The sequence below is a fragment of the Bacillus pinisoli genome, assembly GCF_023036475.1.
Classification (GTDB): Bacteria; Bacillota; Bacilli; order Bacillales; family SA4; genus Bacillus_BS; species Bacillus_BS pinisoli.
Genome location: NZ_JAJQKI010000007.1, coordinates 208819 through 230085 on the forward strand (window position 1 = coordinate 208819; position 21267 = coordinate 230085).

Consider the following 21267-nt stretch of genomic DNA (forward strand, 5'->3'; position numbering starts at 1 on the left):
ATGCCCAAACAATTAAATCAAGTGATATATAAACTCGTAAAAGTGAAGATATAGATGGAAAATATATTTACATAATTGACCGAAATAAATATGATCTTGATTCTATTTTATATCTTTAAAAGAGATTAATTAAACAACCAATAATCTATCTGTTTTATCTAGTTTACTTCTTGAGAAAACAGAAAATTAGATCGCGAAATGAGGCTATCTTACTATCGACTCCCAAAACTTGAAAATTTGCTTAAATCAGTGATTACTATCTTATTGTTTTTATTAAATACATACATAACTATCAGAAACATCACCATAGCAATAACCGAGGATAGCCATCCTAACCAGCCTACGTAAGGAGTTGTTTCCCTTACATTGAAAATACCTGTTCCTAGACTACCAGATACCCCATAAAAGCTTCCATAAATTAAATTCAGTCCGAAATGTATCCCAGTAGTAAACCAGATTGAGTTTGTTTTATACAAAGCATATGTCAGGCTTAGTCCTAAAATAACGGAAAATATACAATTTTGCAAACTTAACCCGGCATACCAGATGTCGTCAACACTATAGAGAATTATAGAGATGAAGAACAAAGAAATAACTGAGATCTTATCCTTGAAATGATAAAAGACAAGTCCTCTGGTGATCATATCGTTAATTAGAGAACCGGTACCAAAACCAAAAATAATAATTAGTAATGTAACTAAACTTGTTCCTTCAAATTTTACGCCTTGAAAGTGAAGTTTATTAAACAGAATATAGAATAAAAATAATACCGTCCAGGTGATACTTCCAATCGTAAAACCGTATCCAACATTCCTTTTCCATCCGCTCACAAATACAACACCATAACTTTTCATTCCACCCGCTCCAGATAATTTAGCTATTAGGAAAGCTAATGGAAAAAAAGCTAAGATATGAAGAAACCTTATTATATCATTCATATTTATTAGAATCGGTAGTAAATTGAAATACAAAGTTAATAGTAAGTACTTTACAATAAAGCATGTTAGCTCACTCTTCATGTATTTACTCCTTATTACATGACGTACCTACATTACATTATTACATGAGGCTTTATTAATTACCATTAATTTCTATTTATTATTTCTTGTGTGATAAATTTAACAAAGTGGGTACAGTCTCAAACTCTAATCCAAGATTTCTTATTTCAGGTATTATTTGACGTAGAGACTCAATAGTATTGGTACGATCCCCATCCCACTCTGCACCATCATGCATTAAGATGACTGCGCCTGGATGGATATTTGAAATAACATTATAGGTAATCTGTTCAGGAGCTCCTTCTTGCCAATCCAGCGAATCAACAGACCATCCTACTATGGAGTAATTTAATATTTTAAGTTTCTCTACTAATTCATTATAAAGGAAACCATAGGGTGCACGGAAAAGTTTGGTTCGATAACCAATTTGTTTGGACAACTCATCTTCTGTGTTTATTACTTCTCTTTCTAAAGTAACAAGATTCCCTTCTTTGACAAGGTTTGGATGCCAGTAGGTATGATTACCAATAATATGGCCTTCGTTTAACATTCTTTGTACAAGATTTGGATATGCTTTTGCACGTGAGCCCATTAAAAAAAAAGTAGCCTTGACATTATATTCTTTTAAAACATCAAGTATTTGAGGAGTGAATCTTGGATCCGGCCCATCATCAAATGTAAGTGCAACTTTATTTTCAGTTTGAGGTCCTTTTAGTACAATAGTGTCAGGATATCTCTTTTGAAGGACCACATTAGAAACAGGATTACGTACCCTCTCAGTTTCCGCACCACCTTTTAGAGGAGGAAGATTAATATTAGGTTGAGCATTAACACTTTGTATACACGGAAGGAACAACAGCATGATAAATGAGAGTAAGTATAATATTTTACATTTTCCACCTTTCATTTCCCTATCCTCCTAAGAAATATTTTTTTGTTAGTTTTCATAAAAATCATGCCTTTATACTTATTCCAACTAAAAAACCACACGATTCTTCAAGTGGTCAAATTAAAATTAGATAGTACATTTAAATATTTGGTACGTTTTGGACGACCATTTCCCATTCCATATCCACATTATTCAATCTGAAAATACATGAGCTTATAAGATCTAATTTTTTGTAATATTTTTTGCACCAAATTCCATATGTTCATTTTTTCTCAACTAACATAAACTGTTCAACGAAAATAATTAAATCTTTGCAAAAACTTTGAAATAAATTAATCTGTCCTAAACATAATAAGTATATGATGGGTTGAATGGCAGTTCGAAAAGTTGAGGTGATTTTTATTCATATTCAAGGAAGTATTATCTCAGGAGAATTTGATGAGAAAAGTAATGAATTTTACATACAACAAGTCAAAGGGTTTGAAACAGGTTCTGTACTAACAAAAAACCAGTTTAGTAAACTCTACCATTATTTAAAGGCCCATGAAAATCAACGGGATGGGCAGATTATCACTCTTTATGATCAAATGCCTGTCTTACTTTCGCAACTCCAAATCAAACAATTACTTCACGACTTAAAGAAATTAGAAATGATGTATGAATAACATCTGAGACAGGACATCGTTACTGTCTCTTTTTGTTCTGAATGAAAGAAATATTTTGGGTGTGACCTATTAAACTAATGTATTAAATTATAGAATATTAGTTAAATAGAATTCTCAACTAAATAAAACTCTGTTAGTATGAAAAAAATTTATTGGCAGAAGAATTAGTCTACAAATTGTATATTTCATAAGAAAGGAATTAAAAAGATGAGCGTTGTTTCAACAAAACAAAATATTAATATACAAGCCGGTGAAAAATCTAAAACTACCTATAGCATTCTATTTATCTTAAGCTTGGGACACCTTTTGAATGACACCCTTCAATCTGTCGTACCCGCTATGTTTCCTATTTTAGAGAAGTCGATGGGCCTTTCCTTTACTCAACTTGGCTTCATCGCCTTTTCATTAAATATTGTATCTTCTGTCATGCAGCCTGCCGTTGGTTGGTACACTGATAAACGCCCCTTTCCGTATGCTCTTCCACTAGGCTTAGCTTGTAGTATGGTTGGGATATTTGGACTTGCATTAGCACCGAATTTTTGGATGATTTTAATTAGTGTTATGATTATTGGCTTTGGTTCCGCTGTTTTTCACCCAGAAGGTTCTAGAGTCACTCATATGGCAGCAGGAAACAAAAGAGGCTTGGCTCAATCGATCTATCAAGTTGGTGGTAATTCAGGTCAGGCGTTAGCACAAATTATTACAGCACTAATTCTCGTTCCACTTGGACAATTTGGTGCAATATGGTTTACTTTTGTTGCAGCACTTGCGGTAATCCTCCTTCTTTTCATATCAAGGTGGTATGCAGAACGTTTACAGATTCATTCTAAAATAGCAAACACCTCTCAAAAAAAGGAAAAGAAGCCTACTGTTACAAAGGCCATTAAGTTAGCTCTATTAATATTGATTCTCCTTGTCTTTGCTCGTTCATGGTATGGCAGTGCTATATCTAATTTCTATACTTTTTATGTTATGGATACTTATGGAAAAACTATTGCTGAATCCCAAATTTATATATTTGTATTTTTACTGTTTGGTGCTATCGGAACTTTCTTTGGTGGTCCGCTAGCTGACCGTTTTGGTAGAAGAACAATGATTTTAATCTCATTACTTGGTATGGGGCCACTTGCTATCGTATTACCTTTTGTGGGACCAATTTTAGCGTTCATATTACTTGCAATCATCGGATTAATCTTATTGTCGAGTTTCTCCGTCACAGTTGTATATGCTCAGGAATTATTACCAGGTAAGATTGGAACAATGTCTGGTTTAATCGTCGGTCTTGCTTTTGGCATGGGGGCAATTGGTTCAGTTGCACTGGGAGCTTTCATAGATATATTTGGTCTTACTTCTACTATGGTAACCATCTCCTTTCTTCCTTTACTCGGATTACTAGGTTTCTTATTACCAAAAGACGAAGAGCTAAAGAAATGGAATCAACAATAACAAATTAAAACACCTCCCCTGTTCAGGAGGTGTTTTTCAGTCTTAATGCTAAATACTTGGTTGTTCAGCACTTTCTATAACTATATCTTTCTCCACTTTTCTAATTGGTAGTAATGTTCCAATTAGAACAATAATTGCAGAACCAATCAATACATTATTGTATCCAGAAATAGCAACAATAGATATAGCACCAAAAACGACTAAATCTAGGACTGAGTCTATGATTGACAATAATGAAAGTGTAGTTGCCCTAACATTGGATGGTATTAAATCGTTACTTAATTGCGAATAAATAGGATAACGTACCGCTTTTACAAAACGTAATAATAAAAACGCCCCTAAAATTACTAGTAGAGAATGTGAGACAAGAGCTGAAAGTAGTAAACCAACTACTGCTAATGCTCCTGTAATATTCATTAGAAGTATCCTAGAAAATGTTCTAGTCAACCATCCGATAGAATTAGAGGCAACATAACCGATTAAGGAAGCAATAGCATACATGATCCCTATTAAATAAACAGGTAAACCGGCTTCAAGCATGAGAGGTTGGTCAAAATATTCATAGACAACTCCTGCTGGAATAAACACTAAAGACACGTTTAGAAACATCATTAATAATTGTGGCGCGTCTTTTATCACTTTCATGCCACTTTTTACTTGAGTAAAAGGATTCTCGCGATACGAAGTCAGCTGTGTTGGCTGTTTAACTTTTAATACGAGGAATAATTCAACCAAGTAAAATAGAAGCCCCATAATGATTAGCAAAATAAATTGTTCGTTTTGAAGATCCTTTGCGAAGTAAGCTCCAAATAGAACAGCAAATATCATTGAAATAAAACCTGCGGCTTGTATATGACCCATTGCTTGGTCCATTTGGTTTTCATGACCACTCTCCTTTAATGAATCGTAGATGAGTGCTTCATCTGCTCCCGAAAAGAAAGTAACAGATAGTCCATTTACAAAACTATACAGAAAGAACATCCATGGTTCATAGGCGAACAGCAAAATAACCAAACTAATCATCTTTAATATTGTCCCTGTTAAAAAAGACACTTTCGCCCCAAAACGATCCGCAAAGATACCTGTTGGAACTTCTCCAATAAGTACTGCTCCACTCCAAAACATTAACACAATTAAAATTTGAGAAGCTGTTAAACCTCTTTCTGTATAAAAGAGTGTTAAAACAGGTGCTAAAAAACTAATTGCCCCAAAAAAATGAATCCAGTACATAATTCCAATATTATGACCTGCTAGTGTACCTTTTAATTGCTTCATGCAGTAGTCTCCTAAACTAAGTAAAATGTAAAATATTGATATATTTATAATCTACTACATTGTAAAATAAAGGTAGATTATTGGGAAGTATTAATGTATATGAAAAGAAGAATTTTTATTCATAATGAGGTAATTTTACTTCAAAAGGAGAATAAACATGAAAATCCAAACAAATCGATTAACAATTGTGTCTTGTACACAAGAAATAGTAACAACTGCTTTGAAAAATGATTATCAAGTCGGTCCTCATATTAGTTCCTATCTAGAACAGCTAAAAAAAGACCCCACTCTTTTAGGATGGGGGCCTTGGTTTGTAATGTATAACGAACAATTTATTGGAGATATCGGTTTTAAAGGCAAACCAAATCAAGAAAATACAGTTGAAGTGGGATATGGGATTATTCCTATTGCTCAAGGAAAAGGATATGCGACAGAAGCAGTAGGAGAATTAATAAGGTGGTCTTTTACTACAGGTAAAGTGGATAAGATTATTGCGGAGTGTTTGGTTACAAACGTTCCTTCCATTCGAGTACTTGATAAACTAGGAATGAAGCAAACCTATCAGAATCTTGATATGCTATTTTGGGAACTACAGAGATAATATATCAACCAGAAGACACTACGGCTTCACGAAAGCTAATAGTGTTTTTATGTGGGATTTATTTTTTTAATTATTTTTATAATGGTCTATAACATTATTAATATCTCGGTAAAATTGCACTTCACCTTCTTCTTGAGCTCCTTTTAACTCGTGATCAAGAGACCTTTTTAATTTTTTCCTCTTCACATCACTAATTAGAGCTATTATTAATACGAGTAGTAAAGGTACACCGATAAAATAATACATAACATCCCTCATCTCGCATTTATTTGAGCAGTTGTAAACTTTATACGATTTATTGACCACTAGGTTTCGTTTTTCTTCAATTCTACTATGTAGTTGTTTTTAACATATTAAAAAGTAAAAAAGAACCTTTTACCAATAGATGGATTAAAGGTTCTTTTTGAGCAAATTACTAAAATCAACAATGCACAGGATTTTTTTCATAGAGCTCGAGTGCTTGCCCAGTTTGAGCATGAATTTCGTTTAATAGTTCAGGATTATCCATTAATGACAGTCCATAAGAAGGAATCATTTCTTTAATCTTTGGTTCCCATTCACTAATTTGTTCAGGAAAACACTTTGAGATGACGTCAAGCATTACATGTACAGCAGTCGAGGCACCAGGAGATGCTCCAAGTAATGCTGCAATTGACCCATCTTCAGCAGTAATAACTTCTGTCCCAAATTGAAGTGTCCCTTTTCCACCGGACTCTGTATCTTTAATAACTTGGACTCGTTGCCCCGCTACTACTAAATCCCAATCTTCACTTTTAGCGTTTGGTATAAAGTCGCGTAATTCCTCCATACGCTGTTCTTTTGATAACATCACTTGCTCAATCAAGTATTTTGTAAGTGAAAGGTTTTTTGCGCCCGCGGCTAACATAGTTAGAAGATTATCTGGTTTTACAGAAGTAACTAAGTCAAAAATGGAGCCATTTTTCAAAAATTTAGGTGTAAAACCAGCAAATGGTCCAAATAGTAATGATTTCTTATTGTCAATATATCTCGTGTCAAGATGTGGAACAGACATAGGTGGTGCGCCGACCTTTGCTTTCCCGTAGACTTTTGCATGGTGCTTTTCAATTACATCAGGATTATTACACACCATAAATAAACCACTCACCGGAAATCCTCCAATACGTTTCCCTTCTGGAATACCGGATTTTTGTAGAAGGTGTATACTTCCTCCTCCTCCACCTATAAAGACAAATTTAGCAGTATGGTTTTCTACAGTCCCACTATCATGGTTCTGCACTTTTAGTTGCCAATAGCCGTCGCTAGTACGTTTTAAATCTTGAACACTATGTTTGTAGTTAATCTCTACATCTTTACTCTTTAAATGTTCAAGCATGTTACGTGTTAAAGCACCAAAATTGACATCAGTTCCAGTGTCGATTTTGGTTGCAGCGATGGGTTCATTCAGATCACGGTCTTGCATAATAACGGGAATCCATTCCTTTAACACTTCCGGATTCTCTGTATATTCCATTCCTTTAAACAAAGGGTTGTTTGAAAGCGCTTCATATCGTTTTTTTAAGAAAGCAACATTTTGTTCACCTTGTACAAGACTCATATGAGGCAATGGCTTGATAAAGCCCTGTGGATTAGGTATGAGCTTGCGATTGACAAGATGAGACCAAAACTGCATTGAAATCTGGAATTGTTCATTGATAGATATTGCTTTACTTATATCAATAGTACCATCCGGCTTTTCAACCGTGTAATTTAGCTCGCATAGTGCTGCATGCCCAGTTCCTGCATTATTCCATTCATTGGAACTTTCCTCTCCTGCATTCTCGAGCTTTTCAAAAACTGTAATTTTCCATTCCGGAACTAATTCTTTTAAGAGTGTTCCTAATGTTGCACTCATTATTCCGGCGCCAATTAAAATGACGTCTGTTCTAGTTTCTCTGTTGCTCATTTTTACCAACCTTTTCCCCTGAGATTTGTAGTAAGGATGTGTCGCTCCCATCTCATTATTCTGCTGAAATAGAAAAGCAACCGTTTTACACACACACTTTATTCTATTTTAATAATAACATATTGAAGTAAATTACGTTTAATTATAGATTAATATAACTAGAGCAATAGTACAATAACTTGAGTAAAAATATCGAACAAATATGAATTATTTTCTTTATTTCTCAGAACTTTTTATAATCCTACTATAGTTTAGCTACAAGGAGCTTTCATCTTATTTCACTTCTTTTTATCTTCTAAGACTGTTACGATTTTAGCGTCAGCACCGTATTCAATTCTTATTGTTTTTCTTGCCTCCACAGGAGTCCTAGCTGTAACAATTTTAACATGTTTTTCACCGTTTACTTCCATTTCTACAGTAAAACACCTTGTTCCACATCTCATTTAAGTCTCTCCTTATGGTGTATTTCATGAATTGTTTTTTCCTTTTATTTTATTCCATCAATAGTAATGAGGTGATTATAAAACATCTTACTTATTATATTCAAATTTTACTTTAAGTACAGAATAGGAACTCTAGAAAGTTGATAACATGAGTAACTCTTAGAACTATTGTTATATTTAATCGATTTAAATATAGCTGTTTTTTAATTGTTAGTGTAAGTTAGTTATAAATTTCTGTTTAATCCCAAGTAAAAAATGTAGAGAAGGTGAAATACCTTCTCTACATTTTTAATTATCCCTCTAATAATAAATCCTCTGGATCTTCTAATAGTTGCTTTACTCTTACTAAAAATTGAACGGCATCTTTTCCATCAATAATTCGATGATCGTAGGACAATGCGAGATGCATCATGGGTCTTACTTCCACCGTGTCATTTTCTTCATCAATGACTACCGGACGTTTTTGGATCTTATGCATACCCAAAATCCCTACTTGAGGTGTATTTAATATAGGTGTTGAGTTTAACGAACCGAATATTCCACCGTTTGTTATGGTGAAGGTACCACCAGTTAAGTCTGACAATCCAAGTGTGTTGTTTCTCGCCTTTTCAGAAAGCCTTCCTATTTCTCTTTCAATTCCTGCAAAACTCAAACGGTCAGCATCACGTACAACCGGAACAACTAAGCCGTCATCTGTAGAGACTGCAATTCCAATATCATAAAATCTTTTAAGAAGTATTTCATCGCCCTGGATTTCAGCATTGACTAATGGAAATTCCTTTAAAGCTCCAATTACTGCTTTTGTAAAGAAAGACATGAATCCTAACTTCACATTATGCTTCTTTAAAAAAGCATCCTTCCTACGATTACGTAATTGTAACACAGCTGTCATATCGACTTCATTAAAGGTTGTAAGCATTGCCGCTGTCTGCTGAGCTTCAACCAAGCGCTTTGCAATTGTTTGACGTCGTCTCGACATTTTTATACGTTCGATCCGATCATCCTGCTGTTTAATGGATTTCTCTTGCGGAGATGCTTTCACTACATCTTTCTTCATAGATAAATCTCTTTTATAGGCGTCAACATCTTCAGGACGAATTCTCCCAAGTGGATCTTGATATGGGATCTCATTTAAATCAATCCCTAGTTCACGTGCCTTTTTCCGTGCGGCAGGAGAAGCAATAGGTTTTCGTTCTTTGCCTTTTTCTATCGACGCCTCTTTTTGCGCACTCTCTTTCTTTTCCTCTACAGGATTACTTTTATTTTCAACTGGTTTTTCATCACTTACTTCAGAAGAACCCTTTGATGTACCTTTACCTTCTTCATCTAATCTTGCAATTACCTGACCAACTTCGACAGAATCTCCTGGTTGAAAGAGTAATTCCGTAATGGTGCCGCTATCTTCACTATTTATTTCCACGTTCACTTTATCAGTCTCAAGCTCAGCGATAGCTTGACCTTTTTCTATATAGTCCCCTTCTTTTTTTAGCCATTCTGCAATCGTACCTTCTGTCAGGGATTCAGCTAGTTCTGGTACTTTAATTTCCTTCATTTCTTGCTCCCCCTTTTCTACCATTTAAAGCTTGCTCAATAATGCTCGCTTGCTCTTGTTTATGAATATGTGGTTCTCCTGTAGATGGGCTGGAACGTTTATATCGACCTATATATTCAACAGCTATCCCTGATGGCGCTAGTTCTCGAATATATTCCTGTATAAATGGCCAAGCCCCCATATTTTTAGGTTCTTCCTGAACCCAGCATATCTCTTCTACATTAGGGTAGCGTCTAAATATTTCAGATAATTCCTGCTTAGGTACAGGATACAATTGTTCAACACGAACAATATGTAACATATCTTTATCAAACTGCTCCATATTTTCAATAGAAGAGGCTAAGTCGACTGCTATTTTTCCACTACATAAGATCAGTCTCTTTACTTTTACCGGATCTTCACCGGTGCGCTTCTCTTCTAGTAACAGTTTAAATAATCCTGTACTTAAGTCAGTAACAGAAGAAGCTGTCATACCATGACGTAAAAGGCTCTTCGGTGTCATAATAATAAGAGGTCTTGCCTCTTCCCCTTCAGTAATCATAGATTGTCTTCGTAAAATATGAAAATATTGAGCAGCGCTAGTTAAGTTTGCAATTGTCCAGTTATTTTCAGCTGCTGACTGTAAAAATCTCTCTAACCGTCCACTTGAATGTTCCGGACCTTGGCCTTCGTAACCATGTGGCAAAAGCATAACAAGACTCGATTTTTGTCCCCATTTTGCACGACCCGCTGCAATAAACTGATCAATAATAGGCTGAGCGACATTAACAAAATCACCAAACTGAGCTTCCCATACTACTAATGCTTCTTGTGCTTGCACACTATATCCATACTCAAAACCTAAAACAGCTGACTCAGAAAGAGGGCTGTTAAATAGTGAAAAGGAGGCTCTTGCTTCAGGCAGATGATGCATCGGTAAGTACCTAGTATTATTTTTATAATCATGTAAAACGAGATGTCTGTGTGCAAATGTCCCTCGTTCACTATCTTGACCGGTCAAACGAACAGGCTTCCCATCATGAAGAATTGTAGCGAAAGCAAGTGCTTCTGCGTGAGCCCAATCAATTTGCTTACCATCCTCCAAGGCATGTTGCCTGCGTTTTAAAATTTTCTCAAGTTTAGGATAAACATTTAAATCCTCTGGCCAATCAAGAAGGTTGTGATTAATTGATTTAAGTGTTGTCTCGGCAACTGAAGTATCTACAAGTGAAATCCCTTCCGCAACTGGTTTTGGTATTTGCTTCAACTCGGAAACTTGCTTTTCTTTCAACCCATCAAAGGTTTGTTGAAGTTTCTTCATAAAGCTCTTTTCCAATTCTTCGCCTTCTGCTTCCTTTATTAACTGCTTGGATACCAGAACATTCATATATATTTTTGCAACAGTCGGATGTTTTTTTATTTTTTCATAAATTTGTGGCTGTGTCGCAGAAGGATCATCCATTTCATTGTGTCCAAATCTACGGTATCCAACAAGATCAATTAAGATATCTTTGTTAAATCGTTTACGGTACTCATAGGCAAACGTCATTACAGCAATACAACTTTCTGGATCATCTGCATTTACGTGTAAGATAGGTATCTCAAAACCCTTCGCTAAATCACTTGCGTATGTGGTTGATCTAGAATCTTCATAATCTGTTGTAAAGCCTAATTGATTATTGGCTATAATGTGAATGGTTCCACCTGTCTCATAGCCTTTTAACCGGCTTAAGTTTAGAGTTTCTGCTACAACTCCTTCACCTGGAAATGCAGCATCACCATGAACTAGAACTCCAAATGCCTTTTGTTTATCTGGATTAGGAAAACCCCTTTGATGACGTTCCTGTTGTGCAGCACGCGTCATCCCGAGTACTACTGGGTCAACGAACTCTAAATGACTAGGATTATTAGCAAGGTTAATTCTAATTGTACGTTCTTCACCTTGTACTTCTCGATTTGCACCTAGATGATATTTCACATCGCCTGACCAACCGTAGTTTATCCCTCTTGAGCCTTCTGATGGGATTAGCTCTTTATTAGGAGAATGGTGAAATTCAGAAAATATTAATTCATAAGGTTTACCAAGTACGTGTGCTAATACATTTAGGCGACCTCTGTGTGCCATCCCAATAAATATATCTTCGGTTTGATCTTTACACCCTTCTTCAATTAGTTTATCCAGCATAGGTACAAGCATATCGAGACCTTCAATAGAAAAACGTTTTTGTCCTACGAATGTCTGTTGTAGAAATTTCTCGAATCCCTCTACCTGTACGAGACGTTCTAGAAGCTTTTTCCTTTCTTCATTAGGAAGAGATGCCGTAAGTTTCTCTCTCTCCACATATTGATCTAACCATTTACGTTCGGCTTCATCATGTATATGTTCAAACTCATAAGCTATATTTTGTGAATAAACGTTAGAGAGATGTTCAAACGCTTCCAATCCATTTTTTATAAATGAAGGAGCATCTTCCCATAGTAAATCAACTGGAATTTGTTCTAATTGTTGTCTTGTTAGGTTATAGGATTCTAATTCCTTGAACCTTGAATTTTTCTTTAGAAATGGATCCTCAAGTGGATTAATAGAAGCTGCTAAATGACCAAACCGCCTAATGTTTCGTAATAGTTTCATTGCCGATACTACAGCACTTAATGATCCTGTTTGAATAGATTGTTCCTGCTCCGTAACAATTGTTTTATCATCTACAGGTGGTGGACCAATTTGCTCAAATAAGGTTCTAAGTGTATCGTCAATAGAAGTAGGATCCTTTTGAAACTTTTCATATGCCTCATACACATACCCTAAATTGGGTCCATAAAATGATTCCCACATTTTCATTCCTTCTTTATTATTCATTTCCCTTGCCCCCATTCTGTCTAGAGATTAATTTCTAGGACAGTTGGATTTTCAATCCAATCATAATGATTAAATACATTAACATTATGTAAAGTATTTATCTGCTCATCATACTATACCCAAAAATCAAAAGTTTCTAACACATAAATTTTATAACTATATCCTTTAACACACTAACGCATTGGGGGCCAGGCCCCCAATGCGTTAGTGTGTTAAAGGATCTTGTATAAAAAAACAAGCTCTAAAAATATCTCTAGAGCTTGTCTTTATTAGTGTTGTGACAATACTTTAATAAACTCTCTCATATAATCTGGTAAATCTGGTGGCCTGCGACTTGATATAATATGTCCATCGACTACGACAGGCTCGTCTACCCACGTTGCACCAGCGTTTTCCATATCGTCTTTAATTCCTGGTGTGCTAGTAACTCTCTTACCTGTAAGGATTTTCGCAGAAATTAACACCCACCCTGCATGACAAATTTGCCCAATTGGCTTCTTATGTTCATCCATTACTTTAACGATATTTAATACATGATCAAACCTTCTTAATAAGTCTGGTGACCAACCACCTGGTACAAGTAATGCATCATAATCGTTTGGTGTAATTTCATCAAAAGAAAGGTCTGATATGATAGGTACACCATATTTTCCTATGTACTTCTCCCCTGCCTTTTCTCCAACGATATCAACAGTTGCCCCCTCTTCTCGTAAGCGAAGTACCGGGTACCAAAGCTCCAAATCCTCAAAATCATGACTGACTAATTGAATAATCCGTTTAGATTTAAGTTTCATCTTACCCCCTCCTTTATTACCAATAGTATACCAAATTAAGTATAATTAAAAAGGATGTACGCATGTGTTCAACGACTAACAAACATACATTCCTTTAGAGGGGTTAAATTACATATGAAACAATTCATTATAAACGGTATTAAGATCAACCAATCATCTGGTCGAGTACTAGAAGATGGGTATATAAAAGTAAAAAATGAAAAAATAATTGAAGTTGGTACGAGCAATACACTCACCGATACACAAGGATTTACCACATTATCTATTCCAAATAATTTAATCCTAATTCCTGGAATGATTGATATTCACATCCATGGTACTGGTGGAGTAGATGTGATGGATGGTCATAAAGAAGCACTTGAAACAATGGCTACTTACCTTCCTAAAGAAGGAACTACCAGTTTTTTAGCTACTACCATGACAGAGAAAGTAGAAGATATTAAAAACTCGCTCCATCATTTGGCTGACTATATAAACACACAGGCAACAAGTGGTATGGCCGAGATGTTAGGCATCCATTTAGAAGGTCCCTTTATTTCAACCATGCGTTCAGGTGCTCAGTCAAAGACGCACATTATTCCTCCAACCATACCCTTATTTGAGGAATTGCAAAGGGCGGCCAAGGGTACTATTAAAATTACCACACTTGCACCTGAAGTAGACGGTGGGAATAATCTTATACAATATTTAAAGAAGGCACAGGTTATTACTTCAATTGGTCATTCTGATGCTACATATAATCAAGTGCTTCAAGCGGTTCAGGATGGTGCAACTCACATCACACATATGTACAACGGTATGAGGGGACTTCATCATCGAGAGCCAGGTGTAGTAGGCGCAGCTCTTCTTAACGATAAACTAACATTAGAAATTATCGCTGATGGTATACATAGTCACCCGGAAATGGTTAGAATGGCCTACCTAATGAAACCAAAAGATAAGTTAATTTTAATTACAGACTCCATTTCTGCAAAATGTCTACATCCTGGCACTTACAAATTGGGAAAACAAGAGGTAATTGTTGATGAAAAGACAGCTACTCTGGGTGATGGGACTATCGCAGGAAGTCTGTTGAAAATGAATGAGGCAGCGAGAAATTTCTTGGGGTTTACCAATTGTAGTCTTGAAGAGATCATACAGTTTACCTCCGAAAACCCAGCTAAGCATCTTAATATCTTTGATCGGAAAGGAAGTATTGATGAAGGAAAGGATGCTGATTTTGTGTTGATCAATTCTAATTTTGAAGTATTTATGACTTGCTGCCGTGGTAAAATTGCCTATCAAACAGAGCAATATTAAGAGGAGTTCTATGTGAACACCTCTTTAATTTTGTTCAGGTATTGGTAATATATAACGGTAGGGTACAGGTGATGCCAATACAGTTGACGTATTAATCTGTCCATAAGGAATAAGTCTATCTATTAAAAGTCTCATATTATTCATATTAGAAACAGCAGCTTTGATTACATAACTGACCTCACCCGTTACTCGATGGCACTCAATAATCTCCTCCGTTTCTTTTGCCATTTTTTCAAACTCAGCTATGGATACCTTTAACCCTCCGACTAGAATAATAAGGAGGATTTCTCTACCTACACCTGTTAAGGAGACACGTGTTGTAAACTCCTCTATTATGTTACTTTCCTGTAACCTGTGAAGCCTTTCAGTAATACTCGGTCTACTTAAGGCTAATTCCGATGATAAGTCGCTAATTGTCATACGACCATTTTTCTGTAAGAGCTCTAAAAGTTTAATATCTATTTTATCCATGAAAACGCCTTCTTTCAAAATGAATACAAAACAATAAAACTTAATTCAATTTGTCTTATTTATTATAATAATACCTTCATAATTGCATGTAAATATCTCCAATTATCTTTTATATTTAATATAAGGATATTTTTGACAAGAATTGAGGTGTATACAAGATGAAAAAGATTGGTTTTATTTTATTAGGATGTTTAGTTGTCACCTTTGGTGTTATACTTTTAAAACACTCCAATATTGTTACAGGTGGAACCGCAGGTCTTGCCTTAAGCGTTTCTTATTTAGTAAACCTCCCCTTTGCTATAGTATTCTTCTTAATTAATCTACCTTTCTATATTTTCTCTGTTCTCCACATGGGCTGGAGATTCACATTGAAGACTGCAGGTGCTGTTTCCTTACTCTCTTTAATGACAGCAGTTGATCAATTCCTTCCTGATTTTACGATTCCAATGTTAGTTGGGTCTGTTTTAGGTGGATTAGTTATTGGATTAGGTTTAACTCTAATTTTTATGAATGGCGCATCATTGGGCGGTGCCAATATTCTAGCACTATTTCTACAGAAACGATTTAATACTAATCCTGGGACAGTCAATTTTATTTTCGATTTTATTGTCGTCATATCAAGTATTATGGTAATTGGTTGGGTGAAAGGACTATGTTCAATTCTATCTATTTTTGTAATTTCAAAAGTAATTAGCTACTTTAAAGAACATATCAAAAGAAAAACGACCGCACCTGCACCAAAAGAAACATACGCGAGAACATCAACTAGAATCCATGTTCCTGTATCAGATTAATAAAACGACACTGTTACCAGACAGTGTCGTTTTATTAATCTATTTCTGTTACGTTTCACCCTTTTTTGGCTTATTTGTAAAAGCTGTAGTAAGAGATGATGAATTCTTGTGTAACCTATTATAGTTTGATAGACTGTCTTAAAGATATAAACAATAAGGAGCACCCCTCTATGGATAAGAAAGAACTTGAACAAAATATTATTGCGAACTATCAAAAAGATGAGAAAATGATGATCCTAATTTTTGCACAATGGTGCATAAACCACGATCTTGACCCTGAAGCACTCTATCTAAAAGCATATCCAAACCAAGTCAACAATCAATACTTACGAGAAGCCATGGAATTAACTGTCGATAAACAGGAAGCAGGAGAAATTTCTGATCAAACCTTACTTGCCGTATTGTCACTGTTTGGTAACGATGACCTTGCTTTCATTGTTTCAGAGGAGATTGAAAAAAGAAGCTAAGTCGTGTTTAGCTTCTTTTCTTCTTAAAGTAGTAAATAAGCCATTAAGGTTCCTACCGTACCATAAAATAATGCAAACGGCATATTTCGTAGTGTAATTCCATAAGGATTTTGCTTCGTATTCATTGATGTTAGTGTAACTGTAACCCCGTAAGCTCCTATAGTCGCAGTAGTTAAAGCGCCAATAATTAACACAATCCCAATACTTAGAGGGTTTACTAAACCATACAATGGTTGTACCACTTCTGCCAGAATTCCAAAAGTTGCGACAGGATGAACTCCAACCAAACACATGAGCAAATAAGTAAGCTGAATTAATAACAAGATAAGAATAGGTGAATGTTCCGCTGCCAAAAAAGGACGCTGAATAAGTTGTAAAAATGGAGTAGCATTTAATGTGCTTGTAAAAAAAGATAATGACAAAAATAAAACGACAAAATTCTGTATGTTATTACTCCTTACCTTCCACGTTTGCCAACCGATATGAATGAAACTTCTCCATCGTCTCATAAGCAATGCCCACCCGAAAGAGAAAGGTAAGATTACTAACGTAACGGACAAAATAAAATTTAATGTAAATACATTTCCAACGAATACGACAAGTGATAAAAATACAATTAATGCTACAAGTAATTTTAATATTTGTAAGATTACTCTACCAAAATTAACGTTTCTTACTTGTTTCATATCACTAGGCTGATAAGGAAATTCTTTAAACCTCCGATTACCCCTGAACCAATCTAACATTAAAACAATGGTTGAACATAACAATAGCCACGGAAGGTATCTTAAGTAACTAACACCTGTTGCGTCAACAGTCATGGCTACCATAATTTCCATAGGACTCCATGCAAGCGCAAGTGCAAAGGCACGCAAAGTAATTCTACTAATATAGGAATCTCTTAACTTTTTCTTAAGGTTTGAGAGGTTTCCCATCAGAATTTCTTGAGCTAAAGACAAGGCGGAAATATTTATAAAAGTACATAAAATATAGGTCGTAAATGAACTTCTAGAGTAAAGCTTTCCTAGATTTGATACGTTATCCTCCATCATTTCCTTTAAGCGACGGTCAAATCGACCTGCTCTTACAATACTATTCATCCAAGGCAAGACTAGTAAAAAAGCAAGCAAAGGCATATTGACTAACATAAATGTTGGGATATTAGTTAGAGATAAACCTTCCATGTAGTATAAGATTGCTCCAACTCCAATGAAAATACTACCCAAAATCTTAAATAATTTACTTGCACCAACTAAAGAAAGGGCTAACATCGGTATAGCAAGTAACCCTATTGTTAAATCAATTAAGGGATTTTCTAAAAAAACATTAATTGTATATGTGACTAATATCAAAGTATAAACGATATAAATATGTTGATTGATGAAATTACCCATCTCTTTTCTCCTTTACTGCAAAAATCCCAAAACTGAATTTTTACTTACTATAGAATACGGCTTTTACAATCTAAAGTTTAGAAAAGAGCCTAACAAAAAGTCGGTACTACTAGATACCGACATTACAGGAACACTCTTTTACCTTCTTTTGCGGATAAACGAATTGCATCTAATATTAATTGAACGCGATGACCATTTTCAAAAGAAGCCAGAGGTTGGATATGTTCTTTTTGTTTAATTGTCGTAAATAAGTGATCTAACATTGGATAAAATGCTTGATAGTAAGATAACGCTCTTGCAGAAAGATGAGTTGGTTCTTCAATTTTAGGTGACAATTCAACTTCCGACAATGCTTCGTCGCCAATAGCAACTTCTACTTTTTGATCATCTGTCATAATGAGTGAGCCATTTGTTCCAAACACTTCTAGTTTCCATTGACTTTCTTTGTGTCTAGTAGCTGATAATAATTCAACAGTGAAAGAGGTACCTTTTTGAAGGGTTCCAACTACTTGGAAAGAATCCTCTGCAGTTCTTTCTTCAGTTTCATTCGCTCTCTTTATTTTTTGTACATGAATTGGTAATTGTCCCATAACATCTTTCACTTCATCATTTAACCACCAAGTAAGAGAATCAAACATGTGTGAACCAATGGCTCCTAACATGCCCCCGCCAAAATTTTGTTGGCCAAGCCATCCTCTATGGTTATTCAATAATCCTTGATAAGAAGAGAAATTAGCTCGGTATGACACATGGGTTATGTCACCTAATTTCCCACTTGAAAGAACTTCTTTCACCTTCATTCTTGCAGGTAAGAATCTAAATTCAAAATTAATAAGTCCAAATCGTTTAGCTTGATCTCTTGCATCCATCATTTCTTTTGATTGATGAGCATCAAAAGCCATTGGCTTTTCACAGAGTATATGTAAATTCTTCTTGAAACCCTCCACTACCATCTCATGATGTAGGTAAGGAGCAGACACAACTGACAGTAAATCTAATTCCTCTTCTTGCAGCATTTTCTGCCAACTATCATAAACTTTTGTAATTCCCGTTTCATTTACTACTGTTTCAAGATTTCCACGATGAACACTCGAAATAGCGACGACCTCATATCCAGGATGAGCTTGCATAATTGGAGCATGTACCTTTGCACCAAAACCCGTCCCAATAATCCCAACTCTAATTTTATTATTTAACAAGTTTAAACACCTCAATATTAATAATATTTTGACTTTAAACTTTATTATGACATAACATAATATAAAAAGAAAAAATATTACATTGTTAAAACAAACTCTAGACCTATTAAAAAAAGCCGAACTTTTTATAAAAGTTCGGCTTTTTTATTTTATTACTTAAAATGGATAACCGTTGGAAAAGAGCAATTCTTTCTTTTTGAAAAACCAGACCTGTACCATCTAGTAAAAATAAGGCTTTTGGGATTTAGATTTTTGCGAAAGCAGACTTTGTATATGATAATAACTAAAATAAAAAATGTCACAAGCTTCTAGTACTTTATAATGTCTGTTCCTGGAAAATAAAATTGAAGAATCTCTTTATAGTTTTTTCCTTCTTTCCCCATTATATGGGCACCCCATTGACTCATTCCTACCCCATGACCATATCCTCTTCCTTTCATAATATAATGGTCATTCTCCTCTTTTAAGGTATCAATGAGATAACTTTTAAATAAAGCTCCACCAATCATAGGTCTTATTTTATTTAACTTTACATTCTCTAATTTAACCTCGTTATAAAATACGGAGCCATCAATGATTTTTTGCAAAAAATGAATAGATATAGAGCCTACAACTGAACGGTCAGAATCAAAACGCTCTTCCGAAATATCAAATATGGGAATAGACAATATCTTTATATTTCCCGCATATCCCTGTCTTGCAAGCCATTTTTTCATTGTAGTTGTGATTTCTTTGTCTTCTTCTACTAATTCATCCCAAGAAGAAGATCGGTCCCAGTCTATATTGCTTAAATCAATTTGGGTTCGATGTAGCTTATATTCCCAAGGATTTACTGGATCATATGGGTCTGATTTTATGGGGTAATACGATATGGACTTTCCACCCCATACGTTAGCATTGCTTTCCGTTACTCCCCCGTTACTTGCTGAATAGAAAGCATCTATTAACTTTCCTTTATATGTAATGACTTCACCTTTTGTCTCTTCCACAGCACGAGTAGTAGATGGTGACCAATCATAACCGGCATAAACTTGGTATTGTATTGTGTCATCCATCTCAGCATTCATATGGGAGACAGCATAAGTTCTTGCAGCTAAGGCTTGAGCTTTTAAAGTTTCAATCCCCCAGCTTGGAAACACCTCATAAGGAACAACACCTTTTAGATAATCTTCAAGTGGGAGTTGATTAACTGGTCGAATAAATTTTCCATTTTCAACTTGAAATTCAAATGCACCTAAATAAGAACGATCATTTATTGATAAAATATGACTTTCATCATAAGCAGTTGGAACGAGCACAAAAGTTCCATTAACTTTTTGAATTTCGCCCCCACCAACTAGATACATCTCTCCATTCTTTACGATTAAATCATAAGCAGTTCCCTCAATGATGCAAAGTGTTGGATCTAGACTGATATAATCTCCTTCTAATTGTATAGTAATTTTTGATGTTTCCTTAATATAGTTTTCAAGTCTTACTTTTACAATACTCTCTGCAGCCGAAGTATGGCTAGGATTAGGAAATAAAGCGAATACAGTTATAATAAGAATTAGTATATATCTCATAGTATTAGATTCCTAAGAATTAATAAATATTATTCTGAATCAATTTCCTACTCTAATAAAGTCGGGATTTTGTTAGAAGTACTAAACAAGTTTGTGGTGTATTAAATTAGTGCACGTTTTATTTAGTCTGCTGGGGTTTATTTTGGCAGAGGTAAAGCCTCGACTAGAAGAATTTCAAATGAAGTTAACTTTTAGGTTTGAAGAACAATTAAATTATTCTATTCATAGTTTGAAATTATTAAGAATCAATTACAATTAGAGGTAATTTATTATGTATTGTGTAGTTCTAATTACTATTTGTTTAGCACATTTAGGTTAGGGAATTAATTATTGCCTACGAAAAGACAACGCTCTTTACTGTTTTTACTTTTTCTAAGAATATATAAGTTATTCAAGCTTTTTGGTAAGTATTTCCACGGAATGTTTAGTTATTTCACGATTTTCTAGTTTATTTCACAATGTTACACCGTAATTCCACAAAAAAGAAGAAAACATAAAAAAACAGCTATAATTAGCTGCTTGTTTTTACATTGCTTGGCAACGTCCTACTCTCACAGGGACAAAGTCCCAACTACCATCGGCGCAAAAGAGCTTAACTTCCGTGTTCGGAATGGGAACGGGTGTGTCCTCTTCGCCATCATCACCAAACTACTTC

General features: G+C 35.0%; 19 protein-coding genes and 1 rRNA gene. 6 read left to right on the top strand and 14 right to left on the bottom strand.

Going from position 1 to position 21267, the window contains the following annotated elements; genetic code table 11:
* Positions 1–212: 212 nt before the first annotated feature.
* Entirely contained in the window at positions 213–1019 is an 807-nt protein-coding gene (locus LT143_RS12360) for a CPBP family intramembrane glutamic endopeptidase (RefSeq protein ID WP_246943390.1), read from the bottom strand.
* A 79-nt stretch (positions 1020–1098) separates the two neighbouring features.
* Positions 1099–1905, bottom strand: a complete 807-nt coding sequence (locus tag LT143_RS12365; protein WP_246943391.1) for a polysaccharide deacetylase family protein — start codon at positions 1903–1905, stop codon at positions 1099–1101.
* Between the two features lie 353 nt (positions 1906–2258).
* Between LT143_RS12365 and LT143_RS12370 the strand changes: the two genes are divergently transcribed.
* A complete protein-coding gene (locus LT143_RS12370; protein ID WP_246943392.1) occupies positions 2259–2552 on the top strand; it encodes a hypothetical protein in 294 nt (97 codons plus the stop codon).
* A gap of 207 nt (positions 2553–2759) precedes the next feature.
* The gene (locus LT143_RS12375) at positions 2760–3998 is read left to right on the top strand and encodes an MFS transporter (RefSeq protein ID WP_246943394.1); all 1239 of its coding nucleotides are present in this window, start codon (positions 2760–2762) and stop codon (positions 3996–3998) included.
* Between the two features lie 48 nt (positions 3999–4046).
* On the opposite strand, the gene LT143_RS12380 is transcribed toward LT143_RS12375, so the two are convergent.
* Entirely contained in the window at positions 4047–5273 is a 1227-nt protein-coding gene (locus LT143_RS12380; protein WP_246943396.1) for an MFS transporter, read from the bottom strand.
* Positions 5274–5430: 157 nt separating this feature from the next.
* Here LT143_RS12380 and LT143_RS12385 point away from each other — a divergent pair, with 157 nt between their 5' ends.
* The gene (locus LT143_RS12385; protein WP_246943397.1) at positions 5431–5874 is read left to right on the top strand and encodes a GNAT family N-acetyltransferase; all 444 of its coding nucleotides are present in this window, start codon (positions 5431–5433) and stop codon (positions 5872–5874) included.
* Positions 5875–5940: 66 nt separating this feature from the next.
* Here the strand turns inward: LT143_RS12385 and LT143_RS12390 are convergent, their stop codons facing one another.
* From LT143_RS12390 to LT143_RS12415, 6 genes are all read right to left on the bottom strand, one after another.
* Positions 5941–6120, bottom strand: coding sequence for a hypothetical protein (locus LT143_RS12390; protein WP_246943399.1), 180 nt, complete (start codon positions 6118–6120; stop codon positions 5941–5943).
* A 175-nt stretch (positions 6121–6295) separates the two neighbouring features.
* Entirely contained in the window at positions 6296–7798 is a 1503-nt protein-coding gene (locus LT143_RS12395; RefSeq protein WP_246943401.1) for a malate:quinone oxidoreductase, read from the bottom strand.
* 278 nt (positions 7799–8076) lie between these two features.
* Entirely contained in the window at positions 8077–8241 is a 165-nt protein-coding gene (locus LT143_RS12400) for a hypothetical protein (protein WP_246943403.1), read from the bottom strand.
* A gap of 292 nt (positions 8242–8533) precedes the next feature.
* Positions 8534–9793 carry a 2-oxoglutarate dehydrogenase complex dihydrolipoyllysine-residue succinyltransferase gene (gene odhB / locus LT143_RS12405; RefSeq protein ID WP_246943405.1) on the bottom strand — a complete coding sequence of 420 codons (1260 nt, stop codon included), beginning with the start codon at positions 9791–9793 and terminating at the stop codon, positions 8534–8536.
* Complete coding sequence (locus tag LT143_RS12410; protein WP_246943407.1) at positions 9780–12629, bottom strand: 2-oxoglutarate dehydrogenase E1 component; 2850 nt, start codon at positions 12627–12629, stop codon at positions 9780–9782. Before LT143_RS12410 ends, odhB begins: the two co-directional genes overlap by 14 nt.
* Positions 12630–12898: 269 nt before the next feature.
* Entirely contained in the window at positions 12899–13423 is a 525-nt protein-coding gene (locus tag LT143_RS12415; RefSeq protein ID WP_246943409.1) for a type 1 glutamine amidotransferase domain-containing protein, read from the bottom strand.
* 114 nt (positions 13424–13537) lie between these two features.
* Here LT143_RS12415 and nagA point away from each other — a divergent pair, with 114 nt between their 5' ends.
* Positions 13538–14722: an N-acetylglucosamine-6-phosphate deacetylase gene (gene nagA, locus LT143_RS12420; RefSeq protein WP_246943411.1), complete on the top strand. Its 1185-nt coding sequence runs from the start codon at positions 13538–13540 to the stop codon at positions 14720–14722.
* Positions 14723–14746: 24 nt separating this feature from the next.
* Here the strand turns inward: nagA and LT143_RS12425 are convergent, their stop codons facing one another.
* Positions 14747–15193, bottom strand: coding sequence for an Lrp/AsnC family transcriptional regulator (locus LT143_RS12425; protein ID WP_246943413.1), 447 nt, complete (start codon positions 15191–15193; stop codon positions 14747–14749).
* Between the two features lie 158 nt (positions 15194–15351).
* Here LT143_RS12425 and LT143_RS12430 point away from each other — a divergent pair, with 158 nt between their 5' ends.
* A complete protein-coding gene (locus LT143_RS12430) occupies positions 15352–15987 on the top strand; it encodes a YitT family protein (RefSeq protein ID WP_246943415.1) in 636 nt (211 codons plus the stop codon).
* A gap of 170 nt (positions 15988–16157) precedes the next feature.
* Entirely contained in the window at positions 16158–16454 is a 297-nt protein-coding gene (locus tag LT143_RS12435; RefSeq protein WP_246943417.1) for a hypothetical protein, read from the top strand.
* A 23-nt stretch (positions 16455–16477) separates the two neighbouring features.
* Here LT143_RS12435 and LT143_RS12440 read toward each other — a convergent pair whose 3' ends face one another.
* The 4 genes from LT143_RS12440 to rrf form a co-directional block, all read right to left on the bottom strand.
* On the bottom strand, positions 16478–17848 hold the full coding sequence (locus LT143_RS12440; RefSeq protein ID WP_246943420.1) for a hypothetical protein: 1371 nt from the start codon (positions 17846–17848) through the stop codon (positions 16478–16480).
* A gap of 122 nt (positions 17849–17970) precedes the next feature.
* Positions 17971–19047 (bottom strand): Gfo/Idh/MocA family protein, encoded by a 1077-nt coding sequence (locus LT143_RS12445; RefSeq protein WP_246943422.1) that lies wholly within the window; start codon positions 19045–19047, stop codon positions 17971–17973.
* A 308-nt stretch (positions 19048–19355) separates the two neighbouring features.
* Positions 19356–20612 carry a SpoIID/LytB domain-containing protein gene (locus LT143_RS12450; RefSeq protein WP_246943424.1) on the bottom strand — a complete coding sequence of 419 codons (1257 nt, stop codon included), beginning with the start codon at positions 20610–20612 and terminating at the stop codon, positions 19356–19358.
* Positions 20613–21144: 532 nt separating this feature from the next.
* Positions 21145–21260: ribosomal RNA gene (rrf, locus tag LT143_RS12455) — 5S ribosomal RNA — on the bottom strand.
* Positions 21261–21267 lie beyond the last annotated feature (7 nt).

What these genes read in the sequence shown, in the direction of transcription:
- LT143_RS12360 (WP_246943390.1), bottom strand. Translation starts at nt 1,019, where the DNA reads ATGAAGAGTGAGCTAACATGCTTTATTGTAAAGTACTTACTATTAACT.
- LT143_RS12365 (WP_246943391.1), bottom strand. Translation starts at nt 1,905, where the DNA reads ATGAAAGGTGGAAAATGTAAAATATTATACTTACTCTCATTTATCATG.
- LT143_RS12370 (WP_246943392.1), top strand. Translation starts at nt 2,259, where the DNA reads ATGGCAGTTCGAAAAGTTGAGGTGATTTTTATTCATATTCAAGGAAGT.
- LT143_RS12375 (WP_246943394.1), top strand. Translation starts at nt 2,760, where the DNA reads ATGAGCGTTGTTTCAACAAAACAAAATATTAATATACAAGCCGGTGAA.
- LT143_RS12380 (WP_246943396.1), bottom strand. Translation starts at nt 5,273, where the DNA reads ATGAAGCAATTAAAAGGTACACTAGCAGGTCATAATATTGGAATTATG.
- LT143_RS12385 (WP_246943397.1), top strand. Translation starts at nt 5,431, where the DNA reads ATGAAAATCCAAACAAATCGATTAACAATTGTGTCTTGTACACAAGAA.
- LT143_RS12390 (WP_246943399.1), bottom strand. Translation starts at nt 6,120, where the DNA reads ATGTATTATTTTATCGGTGTACCTTTACTACTCGTATTAATAATAGCT.
- LT143_RS12395 (WP_246943401.1), bottom strand. Translation starts at nt 7,798, where the DNA reads ATGAGCAACAGAGAAACTAGAACAGACGTCATTTTAATTGGCGCCGGA.
- LT143_RS12400 (WP_246943403.1), bottom strand. Translation starts at nt 8,241, where the DNA reads ATGAGATGTGGAACAAGGTGTTTTACTGTAGAAATGGAAGTAAACGGT.
- odhB (WP_246943405.1), bottom strand. Translation starts at nt 9,793, where the DNA reads ATGAAGGAAATTAAAGTACCAGAACTAGCTGAATCCCTGACAGAAGGT.
- LT143_RS12410 (WP_246943407.1), bottom strand. Translation starts at nt 12,629, where the DNA reads ATGAATAATAAAGAAGGAATGAAAATGTGGGAATCATTTTATGGACCC.
- LT143_RS12415 (WP_246943409.1), bottom strand. Translation starts at nt 13,423, where the DNA reads ATGAAACTTAAATCTAAACGGATTATTCAATTAGTCAGTCATGATTTT.
- nagA (WP_246943411.1), top strand. Translation starts at nt 13,538, where the DNA reads ATGAAACAATTCATTATAAACGGTATTAAGATCAACCAATCATCTGGT.
- LT143_RS12425 (WP_246943413.1), bottom strand. Translation starts at nt 15,193, where the DNA reads ATGGATAAAATAGATATTAAACTTTTAGAGCTCTTACAGAAAAATGGT.
- LT143_RS12430 (WP_246943415.1), top strand. Translation starts at nt 15,352, where the DNA reads ATGAAAAAGATTGGTTTTATTTTATTAGGATGTTTAGTTGTCACCTTT.
- LT143_RS12435 (WP_246943417.1), top strand. Translation starts at nt 16,158, where the DNA reads ATGGATAAGAAAGAACTTGAACAAAATATTATTGCGAACTATCAAAAA.
- LT143_RS12440 (WP_246943420.1), bottom strand. Translation starts at nt 17,848, where the DNA reads ATGGGTAATTTCATCAATCAACATATTTATATCGTTTATACTTTGATA.
- LT143_RS12450 (WP_246943424.1), bottom strand. Translation starts at nt 20,612, where the DNA reads ATGAGATATATACTAATTCTTATTATAACTGTATTCGCTTTATTTCCT.